The organism is Flavobacterium lipolyticum, assembly GCF_020905335.1.
In the GTDB taxonomy this organism is placed as follows: domain Bacteria; phylum Bacteroidota; class Bacteroidia; order Flavobacteriales; family Flavobacteriaceae; genus Flavobacterium; species Flavobacterium lipolyticum.
Genome location: NZ_JAJJMN010000002.1, coordinates 227,956 through 253,443, shown reverse-complemented (window position 1 = coordinate 253,443; position 25,488 = coordinate 227,956). Strand labels below are relative to the sequence as shown.

General features: G+C 35.4%; 29 protein-coding genes. 12 read left to right on the top strand and 17 right to left on the bottom strand.

The window, feature by feature from the left end:
• Positions 1-5 precede the first annotated feature (5 nt).
• The 3 genes from LNQ34_RS17965 to LNQ34_RS17955 are packed head-to-tail and all read left to right on the top strand — an operon-like array spanning position 6 to position 2,098.
• Positions 6-1,055, top strand: coding sequence for a sensor histidine kinase (locus LNQ34_RS17965; protein ID WP_230000712.1), 1,050 nt, complete (start codon positions 6-8; stop codon positions 1,053-1,055).
• Complete coding sequence (locus LNQ34_RS17960) at positions 1,052-1,786, top strand: LytR/AlgR family response regulator transcription factor (RefSeq protein WP_202702777.1); 735 nt, start codon at positions 1,052-1,054, stop codon at positions 1,784-1,786. The genes LNQ34_RS17965 and LNQ34_RS17960 overlap by 4 nt, the downstream gene beginning before the upstream one ends.
• Positions 1,787-1,804: 18 nt before the next feature.
• Positions 1,805-2,098 carry a DUF3861 domain-containing protein gene (locus LNQ34_RS17955; protein WP_017495650.1) on the top strand — a complete coding sequence of 98 codons (294 nt, stop codon included), beginning with the start codon at positions 1,805-1,807 and terminating at the stop codon, positions 2,096-2,098.
• 247 nt (positions 2,099-2,345) lie between these two features.
• On the opposite strand, the gene LNQ34_RS17950 is transcribed toward LNQ34_RS17955, so the two are convergent.
• Both LNQ34_RS17950 and LNQ34_RS17945 read right to left on the bottom strand, forming a co-directional pair.
• Positions 2,346-2,609 (bottom strand): DUF2024 family protein, encoded by a 264-nt coding sequence (locus LNQ34_RS17950; protein WP_202702775.1) that lies wholly within the window; start codon positions 2,607-2,609, stop codon positions 2,346-2,348.
• 37 nt (positions 2,610-2,646) lie between these two features.
• On the bottom strand, positions 2,647-2,880 hold the full coding sequence (locus LNQ34_RS17945; protein WP_230000711.1) for a thioredoxin family protein: 234 nt from the start codon (positions 2,878-2,880) through the stop codon (positions 2,647-2,649).
• A 182-nt stretch (positions 2,881-3,062) separates the two neighbouring features.
• On the opposite strand from LNQ34_RS17945, the gene LNQ34_RS17940 reads away from it, so the two are divergent.
• The gene (locus LNQ34_RS17940; protein ID WP_230000710.1) at positions 3,063-3,794 is read left to right on the top strand and encodes a YggS family pyridoxal phosphate-dependent enzyme; all 732 of its coding nucleotides are present in this window, start codon (positions 3,063-3,065) and stop codon (positions 3,792-3,794) included.
• A 30-nt stretch (positions 3,795-3,824) separates the two neighbouring features.
• A complete protein-coding gene (locus tag LNQ34_RS17935; protein ID WP_230000709.1) occupies positions 3,825-4,571 on the top strand; it encodes an AAA family ATPase in 747 nt (248 codons plus the stop codon).
• Between the two features lie 1,493 nt (positions 4,572-6,064).
• Here LNQ34_RS17935 and LNQ34_RS17930 read toward each other — a convergent pair.
• From LNQ34_RS17930 to LNQ34_RS17915, 4 genes are all read right to left on the bottom strand, one after another.
• Complete coding sequence (locus tag LNQ34_RS17930; protein WP_230000708.1) at positions 6,065-6,679, bottom strand: thioredoxin family protein; 615 nt, start codon at positions 6,677-6,679, stop codon at positions 6,065-6,067.
• 3 nt (positions 6,680-6,682) lie between these two features.
• Positions 6,683-7,156 carry a TlpA disulfide reductase family protein gene (locus LNQ34_RS17925; RefSeq protein WP_230000707.1) on the bottom strand — a complete coding sequence of 158 codons (474 nt, stop codon included), beginning with the start codon at positions 7,154-7,156 and terminating at the stop codon, positions 6,683-6,685.
• 90 nt (positions 7,157-7,246) lie between these two features.
• Positions 7,247-7,645 carry a hypothetical protein gene (locus tag LNQ34_RS17920; RefSeq protein ID WP_230000706.1) on the bottom strand — a complete coding sequence of 133 codons (399 nt, stop codon included), beginning with the start codon at positions 7,643-7,645 and terminating at the stop codon, positions 7,247-7,249.
• 196 nt (positions 7,646-7,841) lie between these two features.
• Positions 7,842-8,159: a winged helix-turn-helix transcriptional regulator gene (locus LNQ34_RS17915; protein ID WP_230000705.1), complete on the bottom strand. Its 318-nt coding sequence runs from the start codon at positions 8,157-8,159 to the stop codon at positions 7,842-7,844.
• Positions 8,160-8,323: 164 nt separating this feature from the next.
• On the opposite strand from LNQ34_RS17915, the gene LNQ34_RS17910 reads away from it, so the two are divergent.
• Both LNQ34_RS17910 and LNQ34_RS17905 read left to right on the top strand, forming a co-directional pair.
• On the top strand, positions 8,324-9,241 hold the full coding sequence (locus LNQ34_RS17910; RefSeq protein ID WP_230000704.1) for a DsbA family protein: 918 nt from the start codon (positions 8,324-8,326) through the stop codon (positions 9,239-9,241).
• A 515-nt stretch (positions 9,242-9,756) separates the two neighbouring features.
• Entirely contained in the window at positions 9,757-10,026 is a 270-nt protein-coding gene (locus tag LNQ34_RS17905) for a hypothetical protein (RefSeq protein WP_017495638.1), read from the top strand.
• Between the two features lie 126 nt (positions 10,027-10,152).
• On the opposite strand, the gene LNQ34_RS17900 is transcribed toward LNQ34_RS17905, so the two are convergent.
• Positions 10,153-10,527 carry a SpoIIAA family protein gene (locus LNQ34_RS17900; RefSeq protein ID WP_017495637.1) on the bottom strand — a complete coding sequence of 125 codons (375 nt, stop codon included), beginning with the start codon at positions 10,525-10,527 and terminating at the stop codon, positions 10,153-10,155.
• 328 nt (positions 10,528-10,855) lie between these two features.
• On the opposite strand from LNQ34_RS17900, the gene LNQ34_RS17895 reads away from it, so the two are divergent.
• From LNQ34_RS17895 to LNQ34_RS17875, 5 genes are all read left to right on the top strand, one after another.
• Positions 10,856-11,230, top strand: coding sequence for a YdeI/OmpD-associated family protein (locus tag LNQ34_RS17895; protein WP_202704312.1), 375 nt, complete (start codon positions 10,856-10,858; stop codon positions 11,228-11,230).
• Between the two features lie 470 nt (positions 11,231-11,700).
• Positions 11,701-12,150, top strand: coding sequence for a NanQ anomerase/TabA/YiaL family protein (locus LNQ34_RS17890; RefSeq protein WP_202704313.1), 450 nt, complete (start codon positions 11,701-11,703; stop codon positions 12,148-12,150).
• Between the two features lie 49 nt (positions 12,151-12,199).
• Complete coding sequence (locus LNQ34_RS17885) at positions 12,200-13,012, top strand: SDR family oxidoreductase (RefSeq protein WP_202704314.1); 813 nt, start codon at positions 12,200-12,202, stop codon at positions 13,010-13,012.
• Between the two features lie 125 nt (positions 13,013-13,137).
• Positions 13,138-13,698 carry a DUF2911 domain-containing protein gene (locus LNQ34_RS17880; protein ID WP_230000703.1) on the top strand — a complete coding sequence of 187 codons (561 nt, stop codon included), beginning with the start codon at positions 13,138-13,140 and terminating at the stop codon, positions 13,696-13,698.
• Positions 13,699-13,909: 211 nt separating this feature from the next.
• Complete coding sequence (locus LNQ34_RS17875; RefSeq protein ID WP_017495632.1) at positions 13,910-14,242, top strand: YegP family protein; 333 nt, start codon at positions 13,910-13,912, stop codon at positions 14,240-14,242.
• A gap of 60 nt (positions 14,243-14,302) precedes the next feature.
• Here the strand turns inward: LNQ34_RS17875 and LNQ34_RS17870 are convergent, their stop codons facing one another.
• The 10 genes from LNQ34_RS17870 to LNQ34_RS17830 all read right to left on the bottom strand — a co-directional run bounded on the left by LNQ34_RS17870 (position 14,303) and on the right by LNQ34_RS17830 (position 25,341).
• Positions 14,303-14,689 carry a helix-turn-helix domain-containing protein gene (locus LNQ34_RS17870; protein ID WP_230000702.1) on the bottom strand — a complete coding sequence of 129 codons (387 nt, stop codon included), beginning with the start codon at positions 14,687-14,689 and terminating at the stop codon, positions 14,303-14,305.
• Positions 14,690-14,912: 223 nt separating this feature from the next.
• Positions 14,913-15,326, bottom strand: coding sequence for a hypothetical protein (locus tag LNQ34_RS17865; protein WP_230000701.1), 414 nt, complete (start codon positions 15,324-15,326; stop codon positions 14,913-14,915).
• 353 nt (positions 15,327-15,679) lie between these two features.
• Positions 15,680-16,582: a carbohydrate kinase family protein gene (locus LNQ34_RS17860; RefSeq protein WP_230000700.1), complete on the bottom strand. Its 903-nt coding sequence runs from the start codon at positions 16,580-16,582 to the stop codon at positions 15,680-15,682.
• 484 nt (positions 16,583-17,066) lie between these two features.
• Entirely contained in the window at positions 17,067-17,243 is a 177-nt protein-coding gene (locus LNQ34_RS17855; RefSeq protein ID WP_017495627.1) for a histone H1-like protein Hc1, read from the bottom strand.
• Positions 17,244-17,688: 445 nt separating this feature from the next.
• Positions 17,689-18,123, bottom strand: a complete 435-nt coding sequence (locus LNQ34_RS23655; RefSeq protein ID WP_428979067.1) for a YcxB family protein — start codon at positions 18,121-18,123, stop codon at positions 17,689-17,691.
• A gap of 303 nt (positions 18,124-18,426) precedes the next feature.
• Positions 18,427-19,173, bottom strand: a complete 747-nt coding sequence (locus tag LNQ34_RS17850) for a rhamnogalacturonan acetylesterase (RefSeq protein WP_230000699.1) — start codon at positions 19,171-19,173, stop codon at positions 18,427-18,429.
• Positions 19,174-19,382: 209 nt separating this feature from the next.
• Positions 19,383-20,732 (bottom strand): glycoside hydrolase family 28 protein, encoded by a 1,350-nt coding sequence (locus tag LNQ34_RS17845; RefSeq protein ID WP_230000698.1) that lies wholly within the window; start codon positions 20,730-20,732, stop codon positions 19,383-19,385.
• Positions 20,733-20,797: 65 nt separating this feature from the next.
• Positions 20,798-22,822: a pectate lyase gene (gene pelA, locus LNQ34_RS17840; RefSeq protein WP_230000697.1), complete on the bottom strand. Its 2,025-nt coding sequence runs from the start codon at positions 22,820-22,822 to the stop codon at positions 20,798-20,800.
• 73 nt (positions 22,823-22,895) lie between these two features.
• Positions 22,896-24,116, bottom strand: coding sequence for a glycoside hydrolase family 88/105 protein (locus LNQ34_RS17835; protein ID WP_230000696.1), 1,221 nt, complete (start codon positions 24,114-24,116; stop codon positions 22,896-22,898).
• Between the two features lie 22 nt (positions 24,117-24,138).
• Entirely contained in the window at positions 24,139-25,341 is a 1,203-nt protein-coding gene (locus LNQ34_RS17830) for a glycoside hydrolase family 88/105 protein (RefSeq protein WP_230000695.1), read from the bottom strand.
• Positions 25,342-25,488 lie beyond the last annotated feature (147 nt).

The window sequence follows — 25,488 nt, the reverse complement described above, 5'->3', positions numbered from 1 at the left end:
TTACAATGAAACCCCATTTTTTTAAACCGTTTATGTCTACCGGATTACACATCCTGGCCTGGGTATTATTAGGATATATGCAGCTGTTTTATATTCCGCTGACCTGGAATATAGTACTTCCTCCTATATTCTGGATTTGGCAAACCATTGTTTTACTTTTCATGCTTGCGATTTTTTACTATAATGCCAAAGTAATTGTTCCAAAAACCATCATTAAAGACAAAATTGGCCCTTTCCTGTTATGGATTCTATTGATTATTTTCATCATGCAGCTGGCATCCTATTTTTACAACCTCAACACCGATTTGCATAACAAACTGGCTGCGCTTATCCGATTCAAACGATACCGAAATACCTATTTCGACAATTATATTTTTAGCCTCACCTTACTGGTTTTAGCCATCAGTACCAGTTATGCCATGCTGCTGCATTGGCAAAGAGCCGCTCAGCACAAACAAAAACTGGAGCAGGACAAAACGATGACCGAACTGGCCATGCTCAAAGCACAAATCAATCCGCATTTCTTCTTTAATTCGCTTAACAGCATTTACTCCCTTACCTATACTAATATTGAAGATTCCCGTAATGCGCTTCATACTTTAAGCCGAATGATGCGATACCTGCTTTACAGTACCGAAGGCGAAAGAACAACTTTATTGAAAGAAGTAGATTTTATGAAGGACTTTATTGCTTTAATGAAGCTACGTGCCAACAGTAAACTGACCATTACCGGTGATATACCGGAAAAAATTCAGGATTATCCGATTGTACCGATGCTTTTACTGCCTTTAGTCGAAAACGCCTTTAAACATGGTGTACATGCTACAGACAAAAGCGAGATTCATTTTGCGCTGAAACAAAACGGAACCCTGCTTGAATTTGAAGTAGAAAATACTTTTTTCGAAAAAACAGCTCCAACAGAACAGGGCGGAATTGGTTTAACCAATACCAAACGCCGATTACACCTCATCTATCCTGACAACCACAGTTTAACGGCCGGTATTGATCCAAACGGAAAATATAAAGTAAACTTGCAAATAACTTTAGAACAATGATTGTATTAAAATGTATCGCAGTAGACGACGAACCGCTAGCCTTAAAATTGGTGGAAACTTTTATAGAACAAACTCCATTTTTACAGTTGGTTCAAAGCTGCGATAATGCTATTGAAGCCATGAGTCTGATACGGGAACAACAACCCGACATTATTTTTCTGGACATCAATATGCCGAATTTAAGCGGTATGGAACTTGCCCGCCTTTTACAGGAACAGCAGGGAACATTACCGAAAATAATTTTCACCACAGCCTACAATCATTACGCTATTGAAGGCTATCGGGTTAACGCTGTTGATTATCTTTTAAAACCCTTTAGTTATGAAGAGTTTTTAAGAGCTGCCAGCAAAGTTTTACAATTAACAGAAGAGGCCTCCGGTCAATTTCAGTCCATTACCGCAGATGATGATGATTTTATTTTTCTGAAAGTAGAATACCAGTGGGTTCGAATTTCATTAAAAGACATCTTGTATATCGAAAGTCTCAAAGATTATGTGAAAGTACATCTTGAAAATTCCCCAAAAGGGTTAATGTCTTTGATTTCTTTAAAAGCACTCGAAGAAAAACTATCCTCCCAAAAATTTATGCGAATCAACCGTTCCTTTATAGTTGCACTGGACAAAATAAACTCCATCAGTAAAAACTCCATATTCATTAATAAAACCGAGATCACGGTTGGTGAACAATACAAAGAAACCTTTAAAACCATTGTAGACAAATGGTTGAAATAGAATTTAAAAAATAATACCATGCAAAAAAGATCAAACAAATATTACCTGACTTTAAGCTTAAAAGAATACGCAAACGGCGAAACAGAACCCGCAAAAGAACTTGGAATAGAATTCGACAATCATGATGAAATATTTGATATCATCGAAAAAATAAAGGCTAAAAACCTGTTTGAAAATCCACACGAAGCCACCCAATTTGCACTTGGTCTCAAATTGTTCAGCGAAATAAAACTAAAGCACCGCAACAATCCTCTATTTGAAGAATTGAATGAAGTCTTTCCGGTTTTTATGAAAAAATTAAAAAGTTTATAATAGTAATGTATCGGGTGTAATTCATTTAACACATAGAAACACAGGCTCTGTCTCTATAAAAAAGGCGTTACACTTCGTTTGAATGTGCATAGACTCTTATTTGAAAGAAATAAATTTCATTTTTGATTTCTTTATTTGACTAAAATCTATGTTTCTATTCGTTAAATCATTTTTTTTTACGAACACCGATAAAAAAAGGCTGAAACGTTATTGTTTCAGCCTTTTTTATACCAAACTAAAGAATCAGTTAATGACAGTTCTCCATTTCGATAATCGAAAATCCCTGTTTAAGAATCTGACTTTCCACAGTCTCAGGAGCCTTGTCAATATGACAAAATTTGCATTCTTTTGAGGTCAGCGGTTGCCCTTCCTGCGCTACTGTTTTAAGATACTTTTTGCCATATTCAAAAATCTGGTTTTCATCAACCGTACGTTCGTCAACCAGAATATCAAAATGCATTACTGTTCCGTCTTTTCGGGTTACATAGGTATCCCACACTGCTATTTTCATACGATTTACATTTTACATCTCACCTCTCACAGTGAATCTATCCAATTACATCTGCTATAGAAGCGCCAAAATTAATATGAAGCACATTTCCGTTTGGCGTTACCAAAGCCGGAACCGATTGCAATCCTGCTTTTTGAGCCTCTGCAATTCTTGATTTATCGGCACCCAGATCGACAACTTCAACTTCAGCAGGATTAATTAAACTTAAAATATCCTGTTCTGCACTAATACAAACCGGACAGCCGGCATGATAAAAAATTGATTTACTCATTTTAATTTGTTTTAAATTTGACTTTATTGTCTGTACAAAATTACTTCGATTCAGGATCTGCTATATAATCCAGTTTTTTCATTTATAGTCCTAATCTGGTCCAGTTTACATCCAATCTGGACTATTACTTATACTAAAAACTGGATCTTTTAAGTACTTCTGCTTACCGCTACTTTTGCCTCATGAAAGAAGATATAATTTTCAACTTAAAACAGGTTCATCAACGCATGGAGAATGCCTGTAAAAGTTCCGGCAGAAATGTATCAGATGTGAAACTATTACTGGCGACTAAAACCGTTTCCGCAGCAGACATTCAAATTGCGATCAATGCCGGAGAGACACTCATTGGCGAAAACAAAATGCAGGAACTCCGTGATAAAAATTCGGCACTAAAAGATTTAAAAATCGAACGCCATTTTATTGGCCATCTTCAAACCAATAAAGTCAAAGACGTTCTTAAGTACGTCACTTGTATTCAATCTCTCGACAGACTAAGTTTGGCCAATGAATTAGACAAGCAATTGCAAAAAGAAGGACGAACACTGGAGGTTTTTATACAGGTAAACACTTCATTTGAAGAAAGTAAATTCGGACTGCCTCCAACAGAAGTACTTTCATTTATTCAAAAGATAAAACGTTACGAAACTCTTAAGATTAAAGGACTAATGACTATTGGATTGCTGGATGTCGAAAAAGAAAAAATGCGTCCGTCATTGCGTTTGCTTCGAAAAACAAGAGATGAAATTTACGCAGCTGAAATTGAAGGGATCAATAATTTACAACTTTCAATGGGAATGTCACAGGACTTAGAACTGGCCATTGCTGAAGGTTCGAATCTGATACGAATTGGAACTTCAATTTTTGGAAACCGCTTTTTAGGAAAAGAAATCTGGAACGAAAATATTGCAGAATAAAGTCTAATTTTGCACCAAATAAAATCACAAATGAATCTGCACGAACTTATTGTAAACGATACCGAAAAAATAGCACTGGAAGATTTACTTTTTAGCACAGAGAATAAAACGGTATTAATTCAGACGATCAAAGAACATAAATACATCGAAGAATTAAAAAAGTACAATCTCAAAGTAGACAACAAAATACTACTGCACGGGCATTCCGGCTGTGGTAAAACCACTACCGCAAAAGCCATTGCAAACGCTTTAAACAAGAACATTGTTATTGTGAATCTCAGTACCCTAATCGATGCTAAAATTGGAGAAACTTCTAAAAATGTAAAAGTGTTGTTTGATAAAGCAATTCGTGAAAAAGCAGTTTTATTTCTCGATGAATTTGATCAGATTGGTAAAAGCCGTGACAGCCAGGACAAAGATGTGGCTGAAATGAAACGCCTGGTAAATACGATCATTCAATTGATTGATTATCTTCCGGCAGACAGTTTACTTATTTGTGCAACCAATTATTACGACAGTATAGATACGGCTTTGCTGAGAAGATTTCAAATCAAACTAAAATTTGAAATGCCCAATAATACAGAACTGAATGCCTATTATGACAAACTGCTTACTCATTTTCCAATTCATCTTCAGGAAATTAAACGTAACTATAATGTATCTTATGCCGAAGCCAAAGACTATGTGCATACCACAATGAAAAAGCAAATTATTGCCGAACTGGAGCTCCAGGAGCAACAAAAAACAGAAACAGTAGAGAATGTTGTGGACTGTTAAAAATCATTCCGTTTATTAACGATAGCAACACCTCAGTTTTCAAACATTTTATTGCAAATAAAAGATCATTTTTTTACTTGTAATTTTTATGTTTAGTTCTATTATAGGTGTTCGCAACGACTAAAAATGGGCTGAAAGCCCAAAAGCACCAACATAGTGCAACGCACTATGATCTAAACTAATACTACAAATAGCCCTGAAAGGGTGAGAGCAAGCAGGGATAATATTAAGGTTTTAACAATAGAACTTCTACTTTAGAAAATTCTTTGCAAAATTAAGATCAGTGTATTTTTTCTTTTGGGGGGCTTGGCTTACGCCCTTTCAGGGCTTAGGCATTCATCACCATTAGTCATGATGCTTTGCAACATGCTTTTGCTAAGGCTCTTTCAGAGCAATAGGTTTCGAATACTTAGGATTGGTTAGTTTTTTAGAGCAACCAGGCTTTCATTCTTTCGGGGCTTAGACAATCATCATCATTAGTCATGATGCTTCGCAACATGCTTTTACCAAGGCTCTTTCAGAGCGACCGGTTTCCAATACTTATGTTTTAAAGATCGCACTATATTTCGTAGGCTACTAAAAATTATTCTGGTTATCGAAGTTCGTAACTCCATAGAATTCTAGTGTTTTATTGCAAATAGAAGCATCATTTTATTACTTCTTATTTATAAAATTGTTTCATTCTAATATAAACACTCGAAACGGCTAAAATGGGCTGAAAGCCCAAAAGCACCAACATAGTGCAACGCACTATGATCTAAACTAATGCTACAAATAGCCCTGAAAGGGCGTGGGCAAACGGGAGATAATATTAAGGTTTTAACAATAGAACTTCTACTTTAGAAAATTCTTTGAAAAATTAAGATAATTGTTTTTTTCCTTTTGGAGGACTTGGCTTACGCCCTTTCAGGGCTTGGCCATTCATCACCATTAGTCATGATGCTTCGCAACATGCTTTTGCTAAGGCTCTTTCAGAGCAATAGGTTTCGAATACTTAGGATTGGTTAGTTTTTTAGAGCAACCAGGCTTTCATTCTTTCGGGGCTTAGACAATCATCATCATTAGTCATGATGCTTCGCAACATGCTTTTGCTAAGGCTCTTTCAGAGCGACCGATTTCCAATACTTATGTTTTAAAGACCGCATTATATTTCGTAGGCTACTAAAAATTATTCTGGTTATCAACAATCGTAACTCCTTAATATTCTAGCGTTTTATTGCAAATAGAAGCATCATTTTATTACTTCTTATTTATAATATTAATTCATTCTAATATAAACACTCGAAACTGTTAAAATGGGCTGAAAGCTCAAAAGCACCAACATAGTGCAACGCACTATGATCTAAACTAATGCTACAAATAGCCCTGAAAGGGCGTGGGCAAACAGGAGATAATATAGCGTTTTTAATAAAAAACTTCTACTTTAAAAATACCATAAAAAAAATACCTCATTGCTGAGATATTTTTTTTTATGAGTGTGAAATCCTTGAAAATTAAGCTTTTGCTTTTCTTTTTACCGTACAGCCAATTTCTTTAGTTTGTGTAACGGCAGGTTTTTTATTGCTTTTTAATGCTGCGATCACCTCTTCAGCATACTTTGTTTTTTCGGTTTTAGTTCCTTCCGGATCGCTGTCAATTGCTCCTACATATTCTACCACATTTCCTTTATCGGTTTTAGAAACGATAAAAAGATGCGGTGTACGTTTTGCCCCATACTGATCGGTAACTTTTTGTCCGGCATCAAATAAATAAGGAAACGGATATTTTTTATCTTTTGCCAATTCCTGCATTTTATCAAAAGAATCCGCCTTAGAAGCTTCAGGATCATTTGGATTGATGGCAATTACCGGATAACCCTGAGCTTTGAACTTTTTGTCCAATTCAATTATTCTTTGCTCGTACGCTACCGCATAAGGGCACGTATTACAGGTAAAAACAACGATGTATCCTTTTGCTTTTGGAAAACTGGCAAAGGAAACTTCTTTTCCGTCTACGTTTTTCAATTTAAAATCCGGAGCCGTTTCGCCGGCTTTAAGGGTTGTACTCTGAGCCTGAGAAAGCAGCAGATTAAACAAAAACAGAGTCACAGCAGTAATAAACTTATTCATAATTTACAGTTTTTTATATTCAGTTAATAATTGTTCATAGGTAAATTCAGATTCAATAAATTTTCTTTTATTCTCTTTAATAAATAAGGTTGCCGGAATGCTTCCCGACCAGTCTTTATCAATGCGGTCTATATATTCCTGCGGATTGCTTTCGTTTAACAGAAAAACTTCATTTTTCAGGTTTTTTCTTTTCACAAACGGAACTACAGCTGAGTTTAACTTAGATTTAAAATCCACACTTACCAATAAAACCGCTAATTTATCAGATTTATAATCTGCCTTTAACTTTTCAAAATGAGGCAGTTCTTTAATGCAGGGCGCACACCAGGTAGCCCAGAAATTAACAACATAAGTACTGTCTTTGCCGTTCTTAATTCTTTCGTTCAGCTGATTGATGTTTAACAGTTTCACATTCTGACTATAACCGCTTACGGAGAAAGCAAATACAACAAAAATTCTTAATACATTGATTTTCATACCTGTTTGTGCTATTTTTCTTTTTTTCCTTACAAATATAAACGAATGCCAATTTGCTTTTTGTTAATAAAAGTTTAATGCGAAATAAATTTAGTTTGTTATTACGATGTTGATGTCGTTAACAAACAAGAGTGCTTCCATATTACTCATATTCGTCATCGATAAAACGCCATTCTTGTTCTCATTTATAGCGTTTATTCTAAAACAATATTCATCACCGTCCTTATCCATCAACGTTACAAATTCGAGTGTATCATCTGAATTATTCTGGCAGCTGTTTGAAATAGTGTATCGGTACATCACTTTAAAAGTATTTTTGTCGTAATTGAAAACTTTTCCGTCTGCCGTAAAAACCCACCTTGTATTTCGATTGGCATCGGCGTACCAGGTTCCGACAATTTTTTTAGAGGAAGGATCTGCACTTTGACTGTACCCTGTTATTACAACCATTTGAAACAATAACACAAAAAATAACAATAGCTTTTTCATCGTTTATATCATTTAATTATACTAAACCGTTGGTTGTAATTAATAAAAAAATCATTTAACACCTAGTAGTCTCTGCATGTTTTAAACTAAGTGAAACGCCTTTTGTGAAAGTGTTACATCTATGTTTCTATGCGTTTAAAAATAACTACGCTCAACAGATGTTATTTTATTCTAAAGTTAGATCAAACTTACTATTCTACTCTTTTGAGAAAATCTCCAATTGCTTGAAAACCGGAACTAATGATGCTCCTTTTTCAGAAAGATGGTATTCGATATGTAAAGGTTTTAAACGAACTACTTTTTTGTCCAGGATTCCGAAATCTTCCAGCTCCCGAAGTGCCGTTGCAACAGATTGTTTGCTCGCTCCTTTAAGTTCTCTTAAAAGTGCGTTGAAACGCAAAGGACCAGTAACGGCCAGTAAAAAGATCTGCGGTTTCCACTTGCCCGAAAGCAATTTTAAAAGCCCTTCTGCCGGACATTCATTCTCCCTTTCTGATGTATTTGCTGTAGTCATATTTTTTAGACTAATTGACTTGTGATTAAAGATGGACGAACTTTACAGTAAAATTATAAAATTTAAACCGAAGCGTAAATCTAAAACAGTTATTTATGAAAAGACTGTCGCTATTATTAATTCTGATCTGCAGTACAAACTGTCAATCACAAATAAATTCAAAAATGAGTACAGACCAAACAAATCCACTATTATGTGATCCTGAAACGGGAACCTGCGAAATGCCAATTCACGAAAAAGCAAAGGAAACTGCCATCATCCCGACAGCAGATAAACCGATAAAAATTATTTATTATACTGATCCTATCTGTTCTTCCTGTTGGGGAATTGAACCCCAGTTAAGAAAACTAAAACTCGAATACGGCAATTATATCGATATTGATTACAGAATGGGCGGTTTACTTCCGGACTGGTCTTACAATAGTGGCGGAATCAGCAAACCATCAGATGTCGCGCATCACTGGGAAGAAGCAAGTTTGTACTATGAAATGCCTATCGATGGAAATGTATGGCTCGAAGACCCGCTCGATTCTTCCTATCCATCTTGTATTGCGATGAAAGCAGCGCAAATTCAGAGTAAAGATAAAGCGGTAAAGTTTATGCGGATTCTTAGGGAGAAATTGTATCTCGAAAAGAAAAATATTGCGAAATGGGAAAACATTTCAGAAGCGGCTCAACTTTCCGGTTTAGAGACCAAAAAATTAAAATGGGATTGCGAAGGAGAAGCAAAAGTACTTTTTCAGGAAGATCTAAACTATGCCAGAAGTCTTGGCGTACGAGGCTTCCCTACTTTGTTTTTCTCTGATGGGAATCAAAATCAATTAACCGTTTATGGTTCTAAACCTTATGCCTCTTATGAAAATGCAGTATTAGCCCTGTTTCCTGACGCTAAAAAGAAAAAAACAGCAACTGAGCACCCATTAGCTCTATTTGAAATTTATCCTACTCTTGCGCCAAAAGAATATGCCGTTATTCTGGATATTTCTTATGCCGAAGCCCATACAATTCTGGAGCAATTATTTGAGAAAGGAGAACTAAATAAAAAGTCAGTAAAAAACGGTGTTCTGTATGGTAAAAAATAGTCTCTTTTAAAACCAAGTGTTCAAATAATTAATAGAATTGACAATAGCCGCTAAGTACTAAAATTTAGCGGTTATTTCTATAAAGGGGTATTTGTACTAAAATTGTGTAACAAAAGAGGAAAACTATGTAATATCAGTAAACTAAAATAGAGTAATTTTAAATCAACAATTTTGTTCTGTAAAAACGAATACAAAAAAATTATGCCATACAAAGAACATAATTTAAATCATTTGATTATTTGGATTTGCAACAACTTGTATCAAACTGACCATAATGCGAAAAGGATCTTATAAATGGAACGTAAACCATTTCTTAGAATTATAAAATTTTGCTAAATAAGCAGCATGGCAACAATTTGGCAGGATTTTCGCTTGTTTTTAGAGCGTATGCTCAACTAAGTGTTTTTGCATTGTTAAGTCAGAAAATAAAAATGAAGTAATAAAAAACAAGACTGATTGTTAAGGACCATCAGAATGAATAACAAAAAAGTTTAATTAAATAAATAAGTATAATCATGGAAAAATTGAATTTTATAGATCCTCTATTACACGGGATTACTCCAAAACCAGCCTCTAAGTTTTCTGTAAAAAATTTAATTTTTGCAGGTGTAGGAACTCTTGTAGCAGGTGCTATTTTGAAAAAAGCGGGACAAGATAAAACTGCTGCCGTTGTTGGAAGCCTGGCTATTCCTCTATTGGCTACAGCTTGCTACAAACAAGTTTCAAAAAACAATAAAGCTAAAAGAGATCTTAACGTAAGCAGCGGTATCGAATACAATCACTAGATTTCATCTGTTTCAGATCTATTTCGAAATCTCTCCAAAATAGTTTAGTCTCGAATTCATGAATTTTGCCTGGTCTCATCAGGCAATACTTCATGAATTCGGGGCTATTTTTTTATCGGATAAAAACTAATGTATATTGATATTTCCTTCCACCCAATTCAATGCTTTATTGAAGGATTCTTTTTTAAAGCCAAGAAAATCACCGGGAATGACAGAACCAAACCCATTCGTAAAAGAAATAATCTCTTCCGAATCTGTAATTATAGCGGCTCTGTTCCATTTTCCAAGATGTTTTAAACCAAGTAAGGCATCTTGAAGCCATACCCCTGAAGTAGAAGCCTCAGTGTCTGTATCCAAAACCAATAAAAAATTGATTTCGTTAGTTTGTTTTACTAAATGTTCCACTGCAGGGATCACGACACTCAGAAAATCTTCATTTGTTACCACTGCCAATGCCCGAAAAGCGACAATATTGTCTGTTGTATCAATTTGATGTATCATACCATTTATATTTTAAATTGTTATTAATCCTGATCTCTATATCTTTTTCACCTGTCCATTAGAAGAGCTTTCCGATACTAATCATAACACACTTTAAATCGTATCACTTCTAATTGTTTAAAATTTCATCAAAGCTAAGAACTACTAAGTTACAAATTTACAAAGGTTTACACTCATTAAACAATTCCTATTTTTAAAAACCTTTGAAAGTAGTACTCCATTTCATTCGTAAACAAACCGTATCCAAAACACGATTAGAATCCTTAAAACTTTACACATTTTACCATTAAATTTCAGTAAATTTATGTCCGCACACAATTCTAAACTCATGGAAACAAAAGATGGAAGAATAGCACTTTATGCCAAAAACCGAAAAGAATGGCGCGATTGGCTACAGGAAAACAGTCAGATCGAGAAATCAATCTGGTTGATCTTATACCACAAAAAAAGTAAAACAGAAAGTGTAAATCTTATCGAAGCGACAGAAGAAGCACTCTGTTTTGGGTGGATTGACAGTTTGTGCAAGAAACGGGATCCTGAAAGTTATTATCTGACATTTACCCCACGAAATGCCAAAAAAAGCAAATGGAGCCAACCCAATAAAGAGCGGGCAGAAAGAATGATTGCAGAAGGTTTAATGACAGAATACGGTCAGCTTTCGATTGATCTCGCCAAGCAAAATGGCAAATGGGAATCGGTTTAAAGAACTTTAATGACTGCCTCTCCATATTATGGTCAAAGAACAAAATTTTTACATTATTAGTACCATTTTCTTAGTGGTAAATGCAATTTGATTTGTAGTTTTAGGCTTCAAAGAGTACTACTGTTTACATCCATTTCGGTAAGTAGTTTTGGCGGAAGCAACAGGAACTCGTCCAATAAAAACCATTCAACACAAAAACAAGAAATTAAAAATCAGCTCATTAAATCCTTTTACATCAAGTATAAATACAACTATTCCAGTCTCAAAAATACTTGTTTTTAGACGAACTGACAGTCCAAAAACGAGCTTCTGACAAGTACTGCCATCAAACAAAAGCAAACAACTAACAACATAATTACCAATACTTTAACCCGAAACATATAAAGTAAAAAATAAATCACAAATAAAATCCAAATGCATTCAAGCGGCAATCCATTCGGAAACTTAAAACACCTAAAAACCAAATACCAATGATCGTAGATTCGTTACAAAACGCAGCCAGATATTACGGCCTGCATCCTAATTTTAAAAAAGCATTTGATTACGTAAACCAAAATGACATCAGCATTCTTGAAGAAGGAGCCTTTGAAATTGGCGAGGGCTTAAAAGTAATTGTAATTGTTGGCGAAGGCACCACTAAAGAAGAAAGTATAAAAGGGTTTGAATGCCACGATAAAAATATCGACATCCAAATTCCGATCAAAGGACCGGAAACTTTTGCCTGGAAACCCAGAGAAAAATGCATTAGTCCGAACGGAGAATACAGTGATGAACGCGATGTTCGTTTCTTTTACGACAAACCGGATATGTTTTTCGAATTACAGGAAAAGCAGTTTACAATTCTATTTCCCGAAGATGTTCACTCAGCAATGATAAGCGAAAGTTCACTTAAAAAAATTGTTATTAAAGTAAAAGTTTAAGTTTAAAACAGGAACAGCATTCAAAACACTATCAATCACAAAATTTTACATGGATTCAATATTTAATCTAAAAGGAAAAATTGCCTTAATTACTGGTGGTGCCGGCGTACTGGGAAGTAACTTTGCTAACGTTTTGGCCAAACAGGGCGTTATTACCGGAATCGTTTCCCAATCTATCGAAAAAGCCAATACAACCGTAGCCGCAATAGAGAGTAAAGGTGGAAAAGCTTTTGCCATTCAGGCGAATGTTTTGAACAAAGAAGAACTGGAAAAAGCCAAAGATTTTATCGTAAAAAAATACGGCCGTCTCGATATTCTCATCAATGCTGCAGGAGGAAACATGCCCGGAGCTACCATCAGCCCGGATCAGGCCATCTACGACCTTCAAACCGAAGATTTGCAAAAAGTAATCGATTTGAATATTATTGGAACTATGTTGCCTTCACAAGTATTTTCGGAACTTTTTGCTCAACAAAAACAGGGAAATATCATTAACATCTCATCGGCAGCCGCACAACGTCCCTTAACAAGGGTGGTAGGATATGCCGCTTCTAAAGCAGCAATCGACAATTTCACACAATGGATGGCAGTAGAACTGGCTACTAAATATGGTGAAGGAATACGTGTCAATGCCATTTCACCGGGGTTTTTCATAGGAGAACAAAACCGCTCTCTCTTACTGACTCCGGAAGGAAAACTAACGCCAAGGGGAGAAAAAATCATCGAACATACTCCAATGGGAAGATTTGGGACTCCCGAAGATGTCAACGGAGCTCTTTTGTATTTATGCAGTGACCTGTCTAAATTTGTGACAGGAACGATCCTAAAAGTAGACGGAGGATTTGCGGCAGCAAGTATTTAAAACGAAAACAGAACCTTATCAATCCTCTCGCATTACCAAATCATTAACAAAAAAAGAAAAAAAACTATATGATTTCTGTTTAGGATTTTCTTACTTTGTGTGAACACTTAAAAACTATTCTAACTATGAAAAAAATTAATTTATTGGTAATGGTCTTATTGACAGCTTTTTCAGTTAATGCACAAGACGTTAAATTTGCTCCTTTGGATGCGAGTCCGGTTGATATTGCGTATTCTCCAAACAAAGCGGTAAAATTCAAGAAAACCGATAATCCGGCTCCGACAGTTAAGGTTATTTATTCAAGACCTTCTGTTAAGGGACGTGCTATTTTTGGTGAATTGATTAAGTTTGGTGAAGTTTGGCGTGTAGGTGCTAACGAAAATAGTGAAATCAAATTTTACAAACCGGTTACTATTGGCGGAATAAATATTCCTGCCGGAACTTACAGTTTATTTGCTATTCCTGAAAAAGACAAATGGACCATCATTATCAATAAAGAAATTGATTTATGGGGTGCTTATGCGTATGACGAAAGTAAGGATATTGCAAGAGTAAGTGTTCCTGTAAAACCAGTATCCAACACAATTGAGGCCTTATCTATTGCTTTTACTACTCAGGGTTCCGTAACGAATTTGGTAATTGGCTGGGACAAAACAACTGTTGAAGTTCCAATCACAATAAAATAATAGTCTGCACAATTAGCGACAGAGATAAAGAGATACCTAACGGTGTCTCTTTTTTTATGCTTCAACAGAAAACAAAAATTGCAAAAAAGAGAAAAATCATTATGATTTAGTTCTCTGTAATTTATTTTTCATCCGGTTATACTTTATACGATGAAGTTTTGTATTTTTATGAATATCAATGAATTTAATTTTTAACTTAATCAAAAAATAGATGGGAAAATTTGTAATTACTAAGAGAGCCAATGGTGAATTTCAATTTAATTTAAAAGCTGGTAATGGGCAAACTATTCTAACAAGTGAAGGTTATACTACCAAAGCGGCCTGCTTAAACGGAATTGAGTCTGTTAAAACAAACTCGCAGGACGACGGAAGATTTGACAGACTGGAATCCAAAAGCGGAAAACCTTATTTCAACTTAAAAGCCAGTAACGGCCAGATTATTGGGGCAAGCGAAATGTATGAAAGTACTAGCGCCCGAGATAACGGAATAGCATCGGTAAAAACAAACGCACCTGAAGCTTCTACAGACGATCAAACTGCATAACTGCGATACAAAATAATAAGAAATGGGGCTACTGAGCCCCATTTTTTTCATTTCCTAAGACTAAATCACTCCGAATTTTTCTTTATAACGACGTAACTCTTCTTCCGTTTTGCTTAACAATTTCTCTAAAAGCACAATTTTATCTTCATACAAAGCCTTTAAAACTGCGCTATTATCCGAATTAATCTGAATACTTCCATTATTGTTTCCTCTCACTTTATTAAAACTATTAAAGTATCTCTGACTGTCAAAACTGATTACGTCTTCTACACTAACTTCTAAAATCCTGGCTATTTCAACCAATTTTTCATACGAAAGAATCGTTTTTCCTTTCTCAATTTTACTATATCCTGCCTGTGTAACACCTAACTGATCTGCCATATATTCCTGCGTGTAATTTTTTAGTTCTCTTATGCTTTTTATTTTACTTTTTATCGAAGAGGTCATAATTTTATTTGGGGTATTTTGTATCGCTAAAAACCAACCGCTATTAAACTTATAGTAGTACAGCCATACTTTTTTAGTATGCGATCATACTACTTCAATCGTAGGTTTATGAAGCAGCAGATTTTCATTTTTTTCTGGTGGTAATAATAAAACCATAAAGTATGGCAAGGGCTATAACCAAAAGATCATTTTGGGAAATTTCATCTAATAACATTATTAAATTTTATAGTTTTGTATTCGTTTTCTTCAAAAGTCTGTTAAAATTCAGGTTTAGAAACTCATCGATCTGTTTCCCGATTTCTTGACGGTCTAAAACCTTAATTTTTACTTTGATCTCTTTTTTATATACATCTTTTACAATAACATAATAGTCAAATTCAAAAGTATTATAGAATCTTAAAATGATAAGAATAGCATATACTATAATCGTGGGGCCGATATAATACAAATCATTTAAATTGGAAAAAAACATACAATAATAAGCCAAAGCGGTAGTCAGAGTAAAAACTCCGTTTTCAAGAAGATAGGTCTTCTTTTTTTTGAGTAAACCAAGTTCTGTAATTTCATTAAAACAGTATTGCCATCGTTTTGAACCATACTGAAACTGAACCTGATCCTGAGTAAGGGTAATGAACATAGTAATTAAAGATTATTAATAAAAGACAAGAAATAATTATACTGAATACCAAATTCAGCGATAATTAAAAGTGGTTTATATTCCTAAAAAAGCAACCATTAGCGGTCTCTATTTTTTGAATAAAACTCTCTTTCGCAATATTACGCATTCTATGTATTTTCTTTCTTACAAACCTCCTAATAGAATATAACTAACTGTTGTAATTAATTCTGAAATGTAAACTTTTACCTATATCCAATGGTGTAGACCGTTGATTTTATCTCTATTAGATTTCATTTTTCGCCTTAATGATAAAAAACAAAAAAGCCCTTAATCAGAATTTGTTTAAGGGCTTACCAATTATCTTCTTAGAATTAAACTGTCCCAATCCGAAGGCCTTCAATTTTTGAAAGCGGAATCTCGGGATTGGCACCGGGTGACGCAGCAACTAAGGCACCTACAGCACAAGCAAAATCAATTGCGTCCTGAGGCTTTTTTCCGGTAAGCAATGAAGCAATCAAAGCAGCTAAAAAAGAATCCCCAGCCCCTACTGTATCAACAACTTTTACAGTATAACCGTAATTCTCATACAATTGATTCTCCCAAAGCAATACGGCACCATATTGCCCTCTGGTTACACAAATAGCATTCGTACTAGTTTTCTCTGCAATAAAATAAATATTTTCTTCCAGTGTGGTAAAAGGCGAATGCAGTGCTGCGGAAACTTCTAATAATTCTTCATCATTAAACTTTATAAAACTGGCGGCATGCATCAACTGTTCTAAAATCTCATAGGAATAATGAGGCTTTCTTAAATTGACATCAAAAACTTTATAAACATTTGTCTGTAACAATTCTTCAAGAGATTTTCTCGATACCTCATCCCGACAAACTAAACTTCCAAAAATCAAAACATCGGCATTCGCTGCCAAACTTCTGGCAAAATCACTCAAAACAATCTTATCCCAGGCCGCCGGATAATGAATGACATAACTCGCCGAACCTTTCTCGTTCAGGGTCACATGAACCAGACCGGTTGGAAAATCTTCTGACTTGATTATCGCTTCTGCTTCGAGTCCAAGATTTTTTATATGATTAATAATGGCAACACCATCTTCATCATTTCCCACACAGCTAATCATTGCTGCATTGCAGCCTAACGATTGCATTCGCAGGGCAACGTTTAATGGTGCGCCTCCAACCTTTTTTTCTGCAGCAAAAACATCCCAAAGTACTTCTCCGTAGGCAACTGCCTTTAGACTTTTTCCGTTACTCATTCTAAAAACAATTTTATATTAGCAAGTCTGTTTAACACACGGTAATATTGATTTCCTTCCTTAACAAAAGATTGTCTAACTCTTTTTACCGATGTGTCTAAAATACAACTATAAAATTAAACTTCGATCCGGGCAATACTAAAAACCGTTGGTTGATTTAAAAAATGATTCAATAGAAATGATGGTTTACGTCTTGTAATTTAGATCATAGTGCGTTGCACTATGCTTGTGCTTTTAGGCTTTCAGCCTTATTTATGGTTCTAGAACACTAATTCCAATAAATGCAATCATCTAAAGGATCTATTATTTTTAATAAGAATAAGCAAGATTTGGAAGTTGACACTGTTGTTAAAAAACTATATCTGCCTGCATTTTTTTGTCAATCCTGAATAACTTTTTACATAGAAATCTTTCTAAAATTTTCGCATAAAAAAACCTCGCTTAAAGTTCATTAAGCGAGGTCTTTTTCTTTCGAAAAAAAATATTATTTTTTAGATTCTTCGATAGAAACTTTTCTAAACTCTTTTAAAAGTTTTTCAATTTCTAAAGTAGATTTACGCGCTCTTGGTCCAGCAGCTTTAACACCTTTTTCAGTTAATGATTCAGCCTCTGCTTTAAATGTTTCAATTTCGGCGTTGATTTTTACTAATAGATCGTTCATGCTTATAATTATTAAATTAAGTCGCAAAAATAGAAGTTTGAATGGGAGTTACAACACATTTGCTGTTAAATTTATCCTCATTTTTAGGTCTCTGACTTAACGATAAATTTACTTTTTCTCTTTTTTGCATTTCATTTTTCACAACAAACTAATAGTCAATATTTTATTTTCCACCCCTGATAACTCCTGCCCTGTAAGGCATTCCGTAGTATTTTCAATAAAATTTCATTTTGTAGCTTCAAAACACATCAAAAAACTAGATTTTCACCCCTTTCCGCAATTGAAATTCTTCCTATTTTTACAAAAAAACGTCAAATATGCGCCGGATTCGACTCAAAAGACTTCAAAAATGAAGGTATTTGTCGTACCAAACTCCAACTATGAAAAATGGTTTATTCCCTTATTCTAGCTTTTACTTTTGTTAAAAAAATCTCTTACCCATCAATCAGATTCTTTCTACCCGGGTAACATTGCAATCAATAAATGCAATTAGTTTTTCTATTTTCTTGCTACAATTTTCTTTGTTTGAAATTGAGATAATATAACCATTTTTGTCTTTAATATATAACAGAAAACAGTCCTTAGTGAGAATTGCTTTCTCTATCTGGCACCATCTATGAGTAAATCCGCCTAGGGGGGAATGTACCTCTATAAATGAATTCGTAAAACTAAATTTGTACTGACGTGAAAAACGATCAAATTTTAATAATTTTCTAACCAATCGAAAAGTTACTTTGCAAATTGTATTTACTATTGGATAATGAAAAAGTAAAAAAAGGATCACCAAAAACAAGTCTTTTATAATCCATTGAAAAAAATCATTGTTCCCTTTCCAATCTGAATAAACAAAGACCAGTAAAGTAACTGCTAAAAAAAACATTACTCTTTGTTTGTACAGATCTTTGAAGTACATCTTATGCAAATTACGTATCTCTGCAATATTCAAATCAAACTCCAATGAAAAAGTAGAGGTGCCCATATGCTGTTACCAGTGTTACTTATTAATAAATCATACACTTTTAACCTTCCTCTTCTCTTCTTAAAAAATAATGAAGAAGTAATTAAAGTATACAGCAAATTTAATTGTAACATTTTCTCTCAAGCACCACAATAAGCCATAAAACTATCGTAATAAGACAAATAAGAAACTAATTTGTCTATTCGTTTTTTTTGTATAAGTCTTCTATTTAATTCCTTTTTTTAATGCAGCCAAGGCAGGATCTGTTGCTGCTTTAATTTGATTGATTACCATTCTGGCAATTTCTGTGGCTCCTTTTAATGACAAATGGGTATCATCATTTTTATCGCTATCGTAATAGGCATTTTCACCGGCTTTAAAATGCAAATGCAGCAGTTTCGATTTTTCGGGGCCGTAGGTTTGTTCTAATATTTCTGTCAAATATTCGAGATCAATGAAAGGGACTTTAAATTCTTGCGCCACCAGTCTGGTTATTAAAGGATAATCACCGTGTGTGGGTATTAAAACTCCTTTTTCATTAAAATTACGTCTCGCGATGGAGCTTAACAATACGGGGGTTGCTCCCTTTTGGCGGCTTTCTTTTACAAACTTAATCAGGTTATAGCGGTAGCTGGTATGCGGGTTTGTATATCGGGTTGAATCTTCGATTTTTTCGTCATTATGGCCAAACTCGATGAAAACGTAATCTCCTTTTTTGAGTTTTTTATAAATCGAATCCCATCGTTTTTCATTGATAAAACTTTTGGTACTGCGTCCGTTTACGGCTTTATTTTCAACCACAATATTTTCGGTAAAGAAAAGCTGTAAAACCTGTGCCCAACCGTGTTCCGGATTGCGTTCGGGATCTTTTTTATTGGCCATTGTAGAATCACCAATAGTATAAAGTGTTGTTTTCTGAGCGAAACAAGCCACTGAAAACAAACCGATAATTAGCAGATAATATTTAGTCATTTGATTTAAAATTAATCCGTTTAGTGTACTTCGAAAAAATAATATTGAACACATAGAAACATAGTTTCTAAATTTAAAAAAGAATACAAAAGAGAAATATATTTCTCTCACATAGTTAATGTGTTTTTGAAAATAAGTAAAACTTTTTAAAACCTAAAACAAAAAACTCAGTACCTTAGTACCTTAGCCACTCCGATCCTTTAAAAAAACTATTTCGCTGCCGTTGGCACCGTTGCTTTTTCTCCGATAACAACTTCGTTGAGCAATACATCTTTGGCATTTTCGCTTGAAATCGCATTTTTTGCCCACTTGATATTGATAGCATTAAAGGAGATGTTACGTACTTTTTTATCCGGAAATCCCTGAATTACAATTCCGGATGCCGTGGCCTTGTTGCAGGTAATATTGGAGAATGAAATATTTGAAATCTCAGATTGAAAACCACTTCCTTCTCCGTGATAATTGGCTGTGATATACAAACAATCCTCGACCTCATCGAGTTTTACGTTTCGCACAAAAACATTCCTGATGAAACCGCCTCTGTCAGCATTGGTTTTCAAATAAATGCCTCGTTTTAAATATCCTGCTGTTTCACAGTTTTCGACGAATACATTCTGAACTCCCGCCGACATTTCGCTCCCAATCACTACTCCATGAAGTCCTTTAAACTTGCAATTTCTAATGACAATATTCTCGCTTGGAGTAGCCGAATTAGCTCTTCCTTCATGATCTCGTCCGGCTTTTATGGCTACATTATCATCACCATTATCAAAGGTCACATTTTCAATTAAAACATCTTTTGCATACTCAGGATCAATTCCATCGTTATTATGATTCAATGATTTGTAATGCACACCACGCACGGTAATGCTCTGCGATTTCAATAGATGCAAACACCAAAAAGGAGAATTTTCAATATGAATATTTTCAACCAAAATGTTTTTACAATTTAAAAACTGAATCATCTGCGGACGCAAAAAGTATCCTTCTCCAAATTTCCTGTCCTCAAAAGGTGTACTATTATGGTTCATATCACGACTTCTGTTTTTTCCGGCGCCTTCCTTTGCTTTAAAACTTTTCCAGATTTTACCTCCGTTACCATCAATCGTTCCTTCTCCCGTTATGGCAATATTCGAACATTCATTAGCATAAATCAACGGACTGTAATTGTATAACATTGTTCCTTCCCAACTCGTTAAAACCATTGGTAAATAATCTGTCGGAGTATCGCTGAATTTAATTTTTGCTCCTTTTTCTAATTTAAGATTGACATTACTCACAAAATGAATCGGACCATTGATTTTATAAATTCCTTTTGGAACAATGATTGTTCCGCCCTTATTCTTTTTACACAAAGCCATTGCTTTGTCAAAGAAAAGTTTGTTATTGGTAATGGAATCCCCCTTTGCTCCTAACTTTACCATATTAATTTGATACGAAGGAAATACGGGAAGCTGGATTCTATTGACAATTGAATCAACCTTAGTCGATGGAAATTCAGTACTCTGAGCAAAAGAAGCCCAGGAAAGGAATAGAAAAATGAAGTGTTTGAAAGTCATGTTTTTTTAAAGGTTCTTAGGTTCTGAGTGGCTAAGATGCTAAGGCTTTTGCGAATCTTTTACTCTTACTTTATGGCTGCCTGACCGGAATACCAATTTGGAATTGAGTCTTTTAGAATGTTTTCTGTGCTGTAGTTTTCAGCTTCTTTTTTTGTGAGCTGATGTGACCAAGACACTCTTTTTGCATTTTGAGCTCCTTCGCCTTTACAATTGTATTCGGCATAAAAAGCTGTTTTTTCCGATTCGGGTTTTGACCAATTTTCCCAACCTTCCGGTCTGATATGCTTTCCCAAATCACAGTTCATATAAACGGTTTTGGCATAGATACGCCAAGGTCTACCTAGATAAACTGCTGTTGCTGCCGGCTCAGCCGTGAGTTTGCAATTTTTAAAAACAAATCCAAAAGCGGTTCCTTCAGGTGTTGAAGCAGCAGTAATATAGGAGTTTTTGATACTGTGAATCTCGCAGTTCTCAAATAGAGCTGTTGCACTTCCGAAGATAAAATCGGTTGTTCCTTCGATGTAACTGTCTTTAATGTAGTGTTTGGCTTCTTTTCCGGACAAATAGAGCGTATCCTGATTTCCGAGAATTAAACAGTTTGAAATCTGAACTCTGTTTGCTACAACAGACAGTGCAATGGCCTGACCGTTATCACCTGAAGCATTTTTAATCGTTAAATTGGATACCGAAAAATCATCGCCTTCCACTAAAAGGGTATAGGTATGAAAAGTACTGTTTCTCCCGACGTTAATTTTAGAGAAGTTATCATCAAAAGTAATGATGGTATTTTCTTTGCTTTCACCAATTAGGGTCACTTGACTGTTCCATTCCGGAATACGGATTTTCTCCTTATAAGTTCCGTTTTTCACAAAAACAGTTACCTTTTCATAAGGAAAAGAAGGGCACGCATTTATGGCATCCTGAATTTTTGTAAAATCACCAGAGCCGTCTAAAGCAACGGTAATCCGGTTGCTTTTTTGGGATTCTGAAGATTCTTTCGACGTTATTTTTACTCCGTTTTTTACAGCCCAAGCGGTGTATTTTTTAAGTACTTCTTTGGGTGAATCTGAATACCAGGAATAGCCGTTTCGTCTTTCGGCACCAATTTCCTCTATTGATTTTTTTCGGATTCCGTCACGATCACAAAAGAAGGGTTCATTGGTAGAAAGATCCATAAATCTCGCCCAGATCGGGGCTGCATTTTGCGTTACAACCATTTTTTTATCGATCACTTTTCCGGCGTCATTTAAAACACGCTTTTCTTCCAGGTTGGTGATTTTTGTTTTTTCAAACCAAAGCTTTGCGCTTTGTACGGCTGTAATAATTTCAGGAGAAGGTTTTTCGACCGACATTAAAAGCAATACAATTTTTGCGGATTCAGAACCGCTTAACGATGCCAGTTCGAATGCTCTTGCGTTTGCAGGTGCTAAAGTAACCTCATCGTGTTGTGCACACCAGGCTGTTAAAATACCATTCTGTCTGTATTGTGTTTTTAAAATACAATCTATTCCTTTTCGGAAAGATTCTTTCGCTTTTTCGACAATTGCTTTCGACGGTTTTATACTAAAATAATCGGTTTCTTCACTTACCTGACGTATAATGTTCAGGATATTCACCATCGAATCATCATTGTACGTGATGTGCGTATAGTAGCCTTTTTTTAAAGGGTAAAACTGAGGCCATCCCCCATTTTTATATTGGGCTTCCAACAAATAATTCAATCCGTTTAAAAACGATTCTTTGTATCGGTCGTCTTTTACCTGCGCGTACATTTTAGACATGAAAAGCATCTCCTGACACGTTGCCCCATTGTCTGTAGTCGTTTCTGCAGTTGTTTTTTTAAGCTTCAGTAAATCCTTTTTCTGCTCCGGCGTTAATTCATTCTGCATTTGAATGTTCTTGGGCCACCCGCCTATCTCTCTTTGGTAGAGCAGTACATTCTCTGCTATATTTTTGGCCTCATCGGTACCGAACCAGGCTGCATCATTTTTTCGAATGACATCCGGCCAGTTTTTATAGGTGTTCTGTGCCTGAATACCAAAACTCAGAGCCATACCAAAAAGCAATAGGATATTTTTTAACTTAATCATTTTAAAATTTTATTTTGTTATTCTAATCCAATTAAACCAACAGGTTTTAAAAACCTGTCCGTTTAGTTCTATATTATCTGTTTAATTCAACAGCTGCTAGAATAAATGGTCCTGTTGCTTTAGGATCGTTGTCTTTTTTCTTTTCGTTTACATAATACGTATACGATCCATCACGATATGGATTCCCTCCCAAACCTGCCACCTGACAGGCTTGCGTAAGTGTGATTCCACCATCAGCATCTACCCTGATCAATTGTTTGGTTAAACCGTCAAAAGCTTTATTGGCCAAATTTTTATACTTTGCAGGCAGATATCCTTTGTTCGCTCCTTTTGCAAAAGCATAAGCAAACATTGACGATCCCGAAGCTTCAAGATAGTTTCCTTCTGCCCCGCCTTTGTCCGTAACCTGATACCATAAACCGGATTTGTCCTGATATTTAGCTAAAGCAACCGAAGCCGTATTCAGGTACTTTACCAGTTCTTTTTGTTTCGGATGGTTTTTAGGGAAATAATCCAAAACATCAACCAATGCCATTACATACCAGCCTAAAGCTCTTGACCAAAAGTTAGGAGAGGTTCCGCTATCCTTATTTGCCCAAGGCATTTGTTTGCTCTCATCCCAACCGTGATACAACAAACCTGTTTTTGGGTCTGTTGCATGCAATTGAATTAACTCAAACTGTTTCGCAACATCATCAAGACTTTTTCCTCCTTCAAAGGTAACAGTATATTGGGCATAAAATGGTTCACCCATGTACAAACCGTCCAACCACATTTGATTCGGATAAATTTGTTTGTGCCAAAATCCACCACTGGCTGTTCTTGGCTGCTCTGTCAACTGCTTGCGTAGTAGCTGAAGCGCTTTTAAATACTTTTCTTCTTTGGTAGCAGCGTAAAGATCAAACAACAAGCGTCCCGGTACAACTAAGTCAATATTGTACTTGTCCAGTTCATAGGTTTTAATCGTACCGTCGTTTTGAACAAGAACATCTGCATAGCTTTTTACATAGGCTGCGTATCTTGGATCCGGATTTTTTTTGTTCAGTTCTTCAATAGCATGTAAAACCAATCCATGAACATAATCCCATTTTGCTGTTTTTGAATCATCGATCCTATAACTTTCGGGATGACGTTTCATTAAAGTCAAAGCCATTTTATCAGACCATTTTAAATCCTTTCCGATCACAATTTCTTTGTTTGAAGGTTCCTGCGAAGTGACTTTACAGCTTGCAAAGACCATCAGACAAACCAACGTCATTGCTGTAAAATAACCTTTTGTATTCTTATTTCTCATTTATACTTTATTTTAAATTCTACTATTTATCTAATTCTAATGCGCTCAGCAAAAATGCAGCAAGAGCCGGTGAACTGTTGTCCTTTGCCTTACTTTTGATATAATATTCATTTGATCCGTCTCGAAATGGTTTTCCTCCTAAACCCACATTCGAAGATACCTTTGAAATCACAATATGGCCCTGATCGTCAGTAGTCACAAATTCTTTTGCGTAGGATTCAAATGACTTTTGCGCTGTCTTTTTATAGACTGAACTCAAATATCCTTTATTTGTTCCTTTTGCTAAAGCATAAATAATCATGGCTGACGATGATGCTTCTAAAAAATTCCCATTTATTTCGGGCTTATCAGCAATCTGATACCATAAACCAGATGTGCTTTTATGCTGTACGGCAGTTTTGGCGATTTGATTCAGGTATTCCTTTAGCACTTTGTACTTGGGGTGTGTTTTTGGATAGTATTCCAATGTTTCAACCAAAGCCATCATGTACCAGCCTATACCACGTCCCCAGATGGTTGGCGAAGTCCCCGTTTGCGGATTTGCCCAAGCTATTTCCTTACTCTCGTCCCAAGCCTGATAAACCAAGCCTGTATTTTTATCTGTCAAATGATCGTGCACCAATTCAAATTGTTTGGCAATATCGTTCAAAGCTTTACCATTTTCAAATTTCACCGTGTATTGAGTGTAAAAAGGCTCGGCCATGTACAAACCATCAATCCACATTTGATTGGGATAAATTTGCTTGTGCCAGAATCCTCCACTTGCGGTTCTGGGCTGATGGTCTAACTGATCCCGGAGCTCCCGTAGTACTTCTAAATAACGTTTGTCCTTAGTTTCGTCGTAAAGTCCGAACAACAGTTTGCCCGGGTTGGCACAATCAATATTGTATTCGTTCTTATCATACTTCGCGATCTTTCCATTGGCATCAATCAGTTCATCTGCATATTCTTTGATATAACTGAAATATTTTTTATCATTTGTTTTCTGATATAATTTTTCAAAAGCAAACAAAACAAATCCCATTTTATAATCCCATTTTGGCTTTTCAGTGCCGTCGATCTGCCAGGCCTTTGGATATTTATCTATAATTGTAAGCGCTGTTCTCTGTGTCCACTTTAAATTGTCAGGTAAGACGCAATTTTCAGTCGTCTGCGCCATTGTTTTACTACTGAAAATCAACAGTAAAACAATCCAATTGGTTTTTATAAAAGTCGGTTTAAGCATAAAACTAACATTCTGGTAGTTGGCCTTTTTTGCCACAGATTAAAATGGATTAGGTTAACTTGTGTATTAAATTACGAATATCTTTTTCTCTCGCAGATCATGCAGAATATGCAGATTTTTTAATCCTTTTAATCTCTGACACACTTT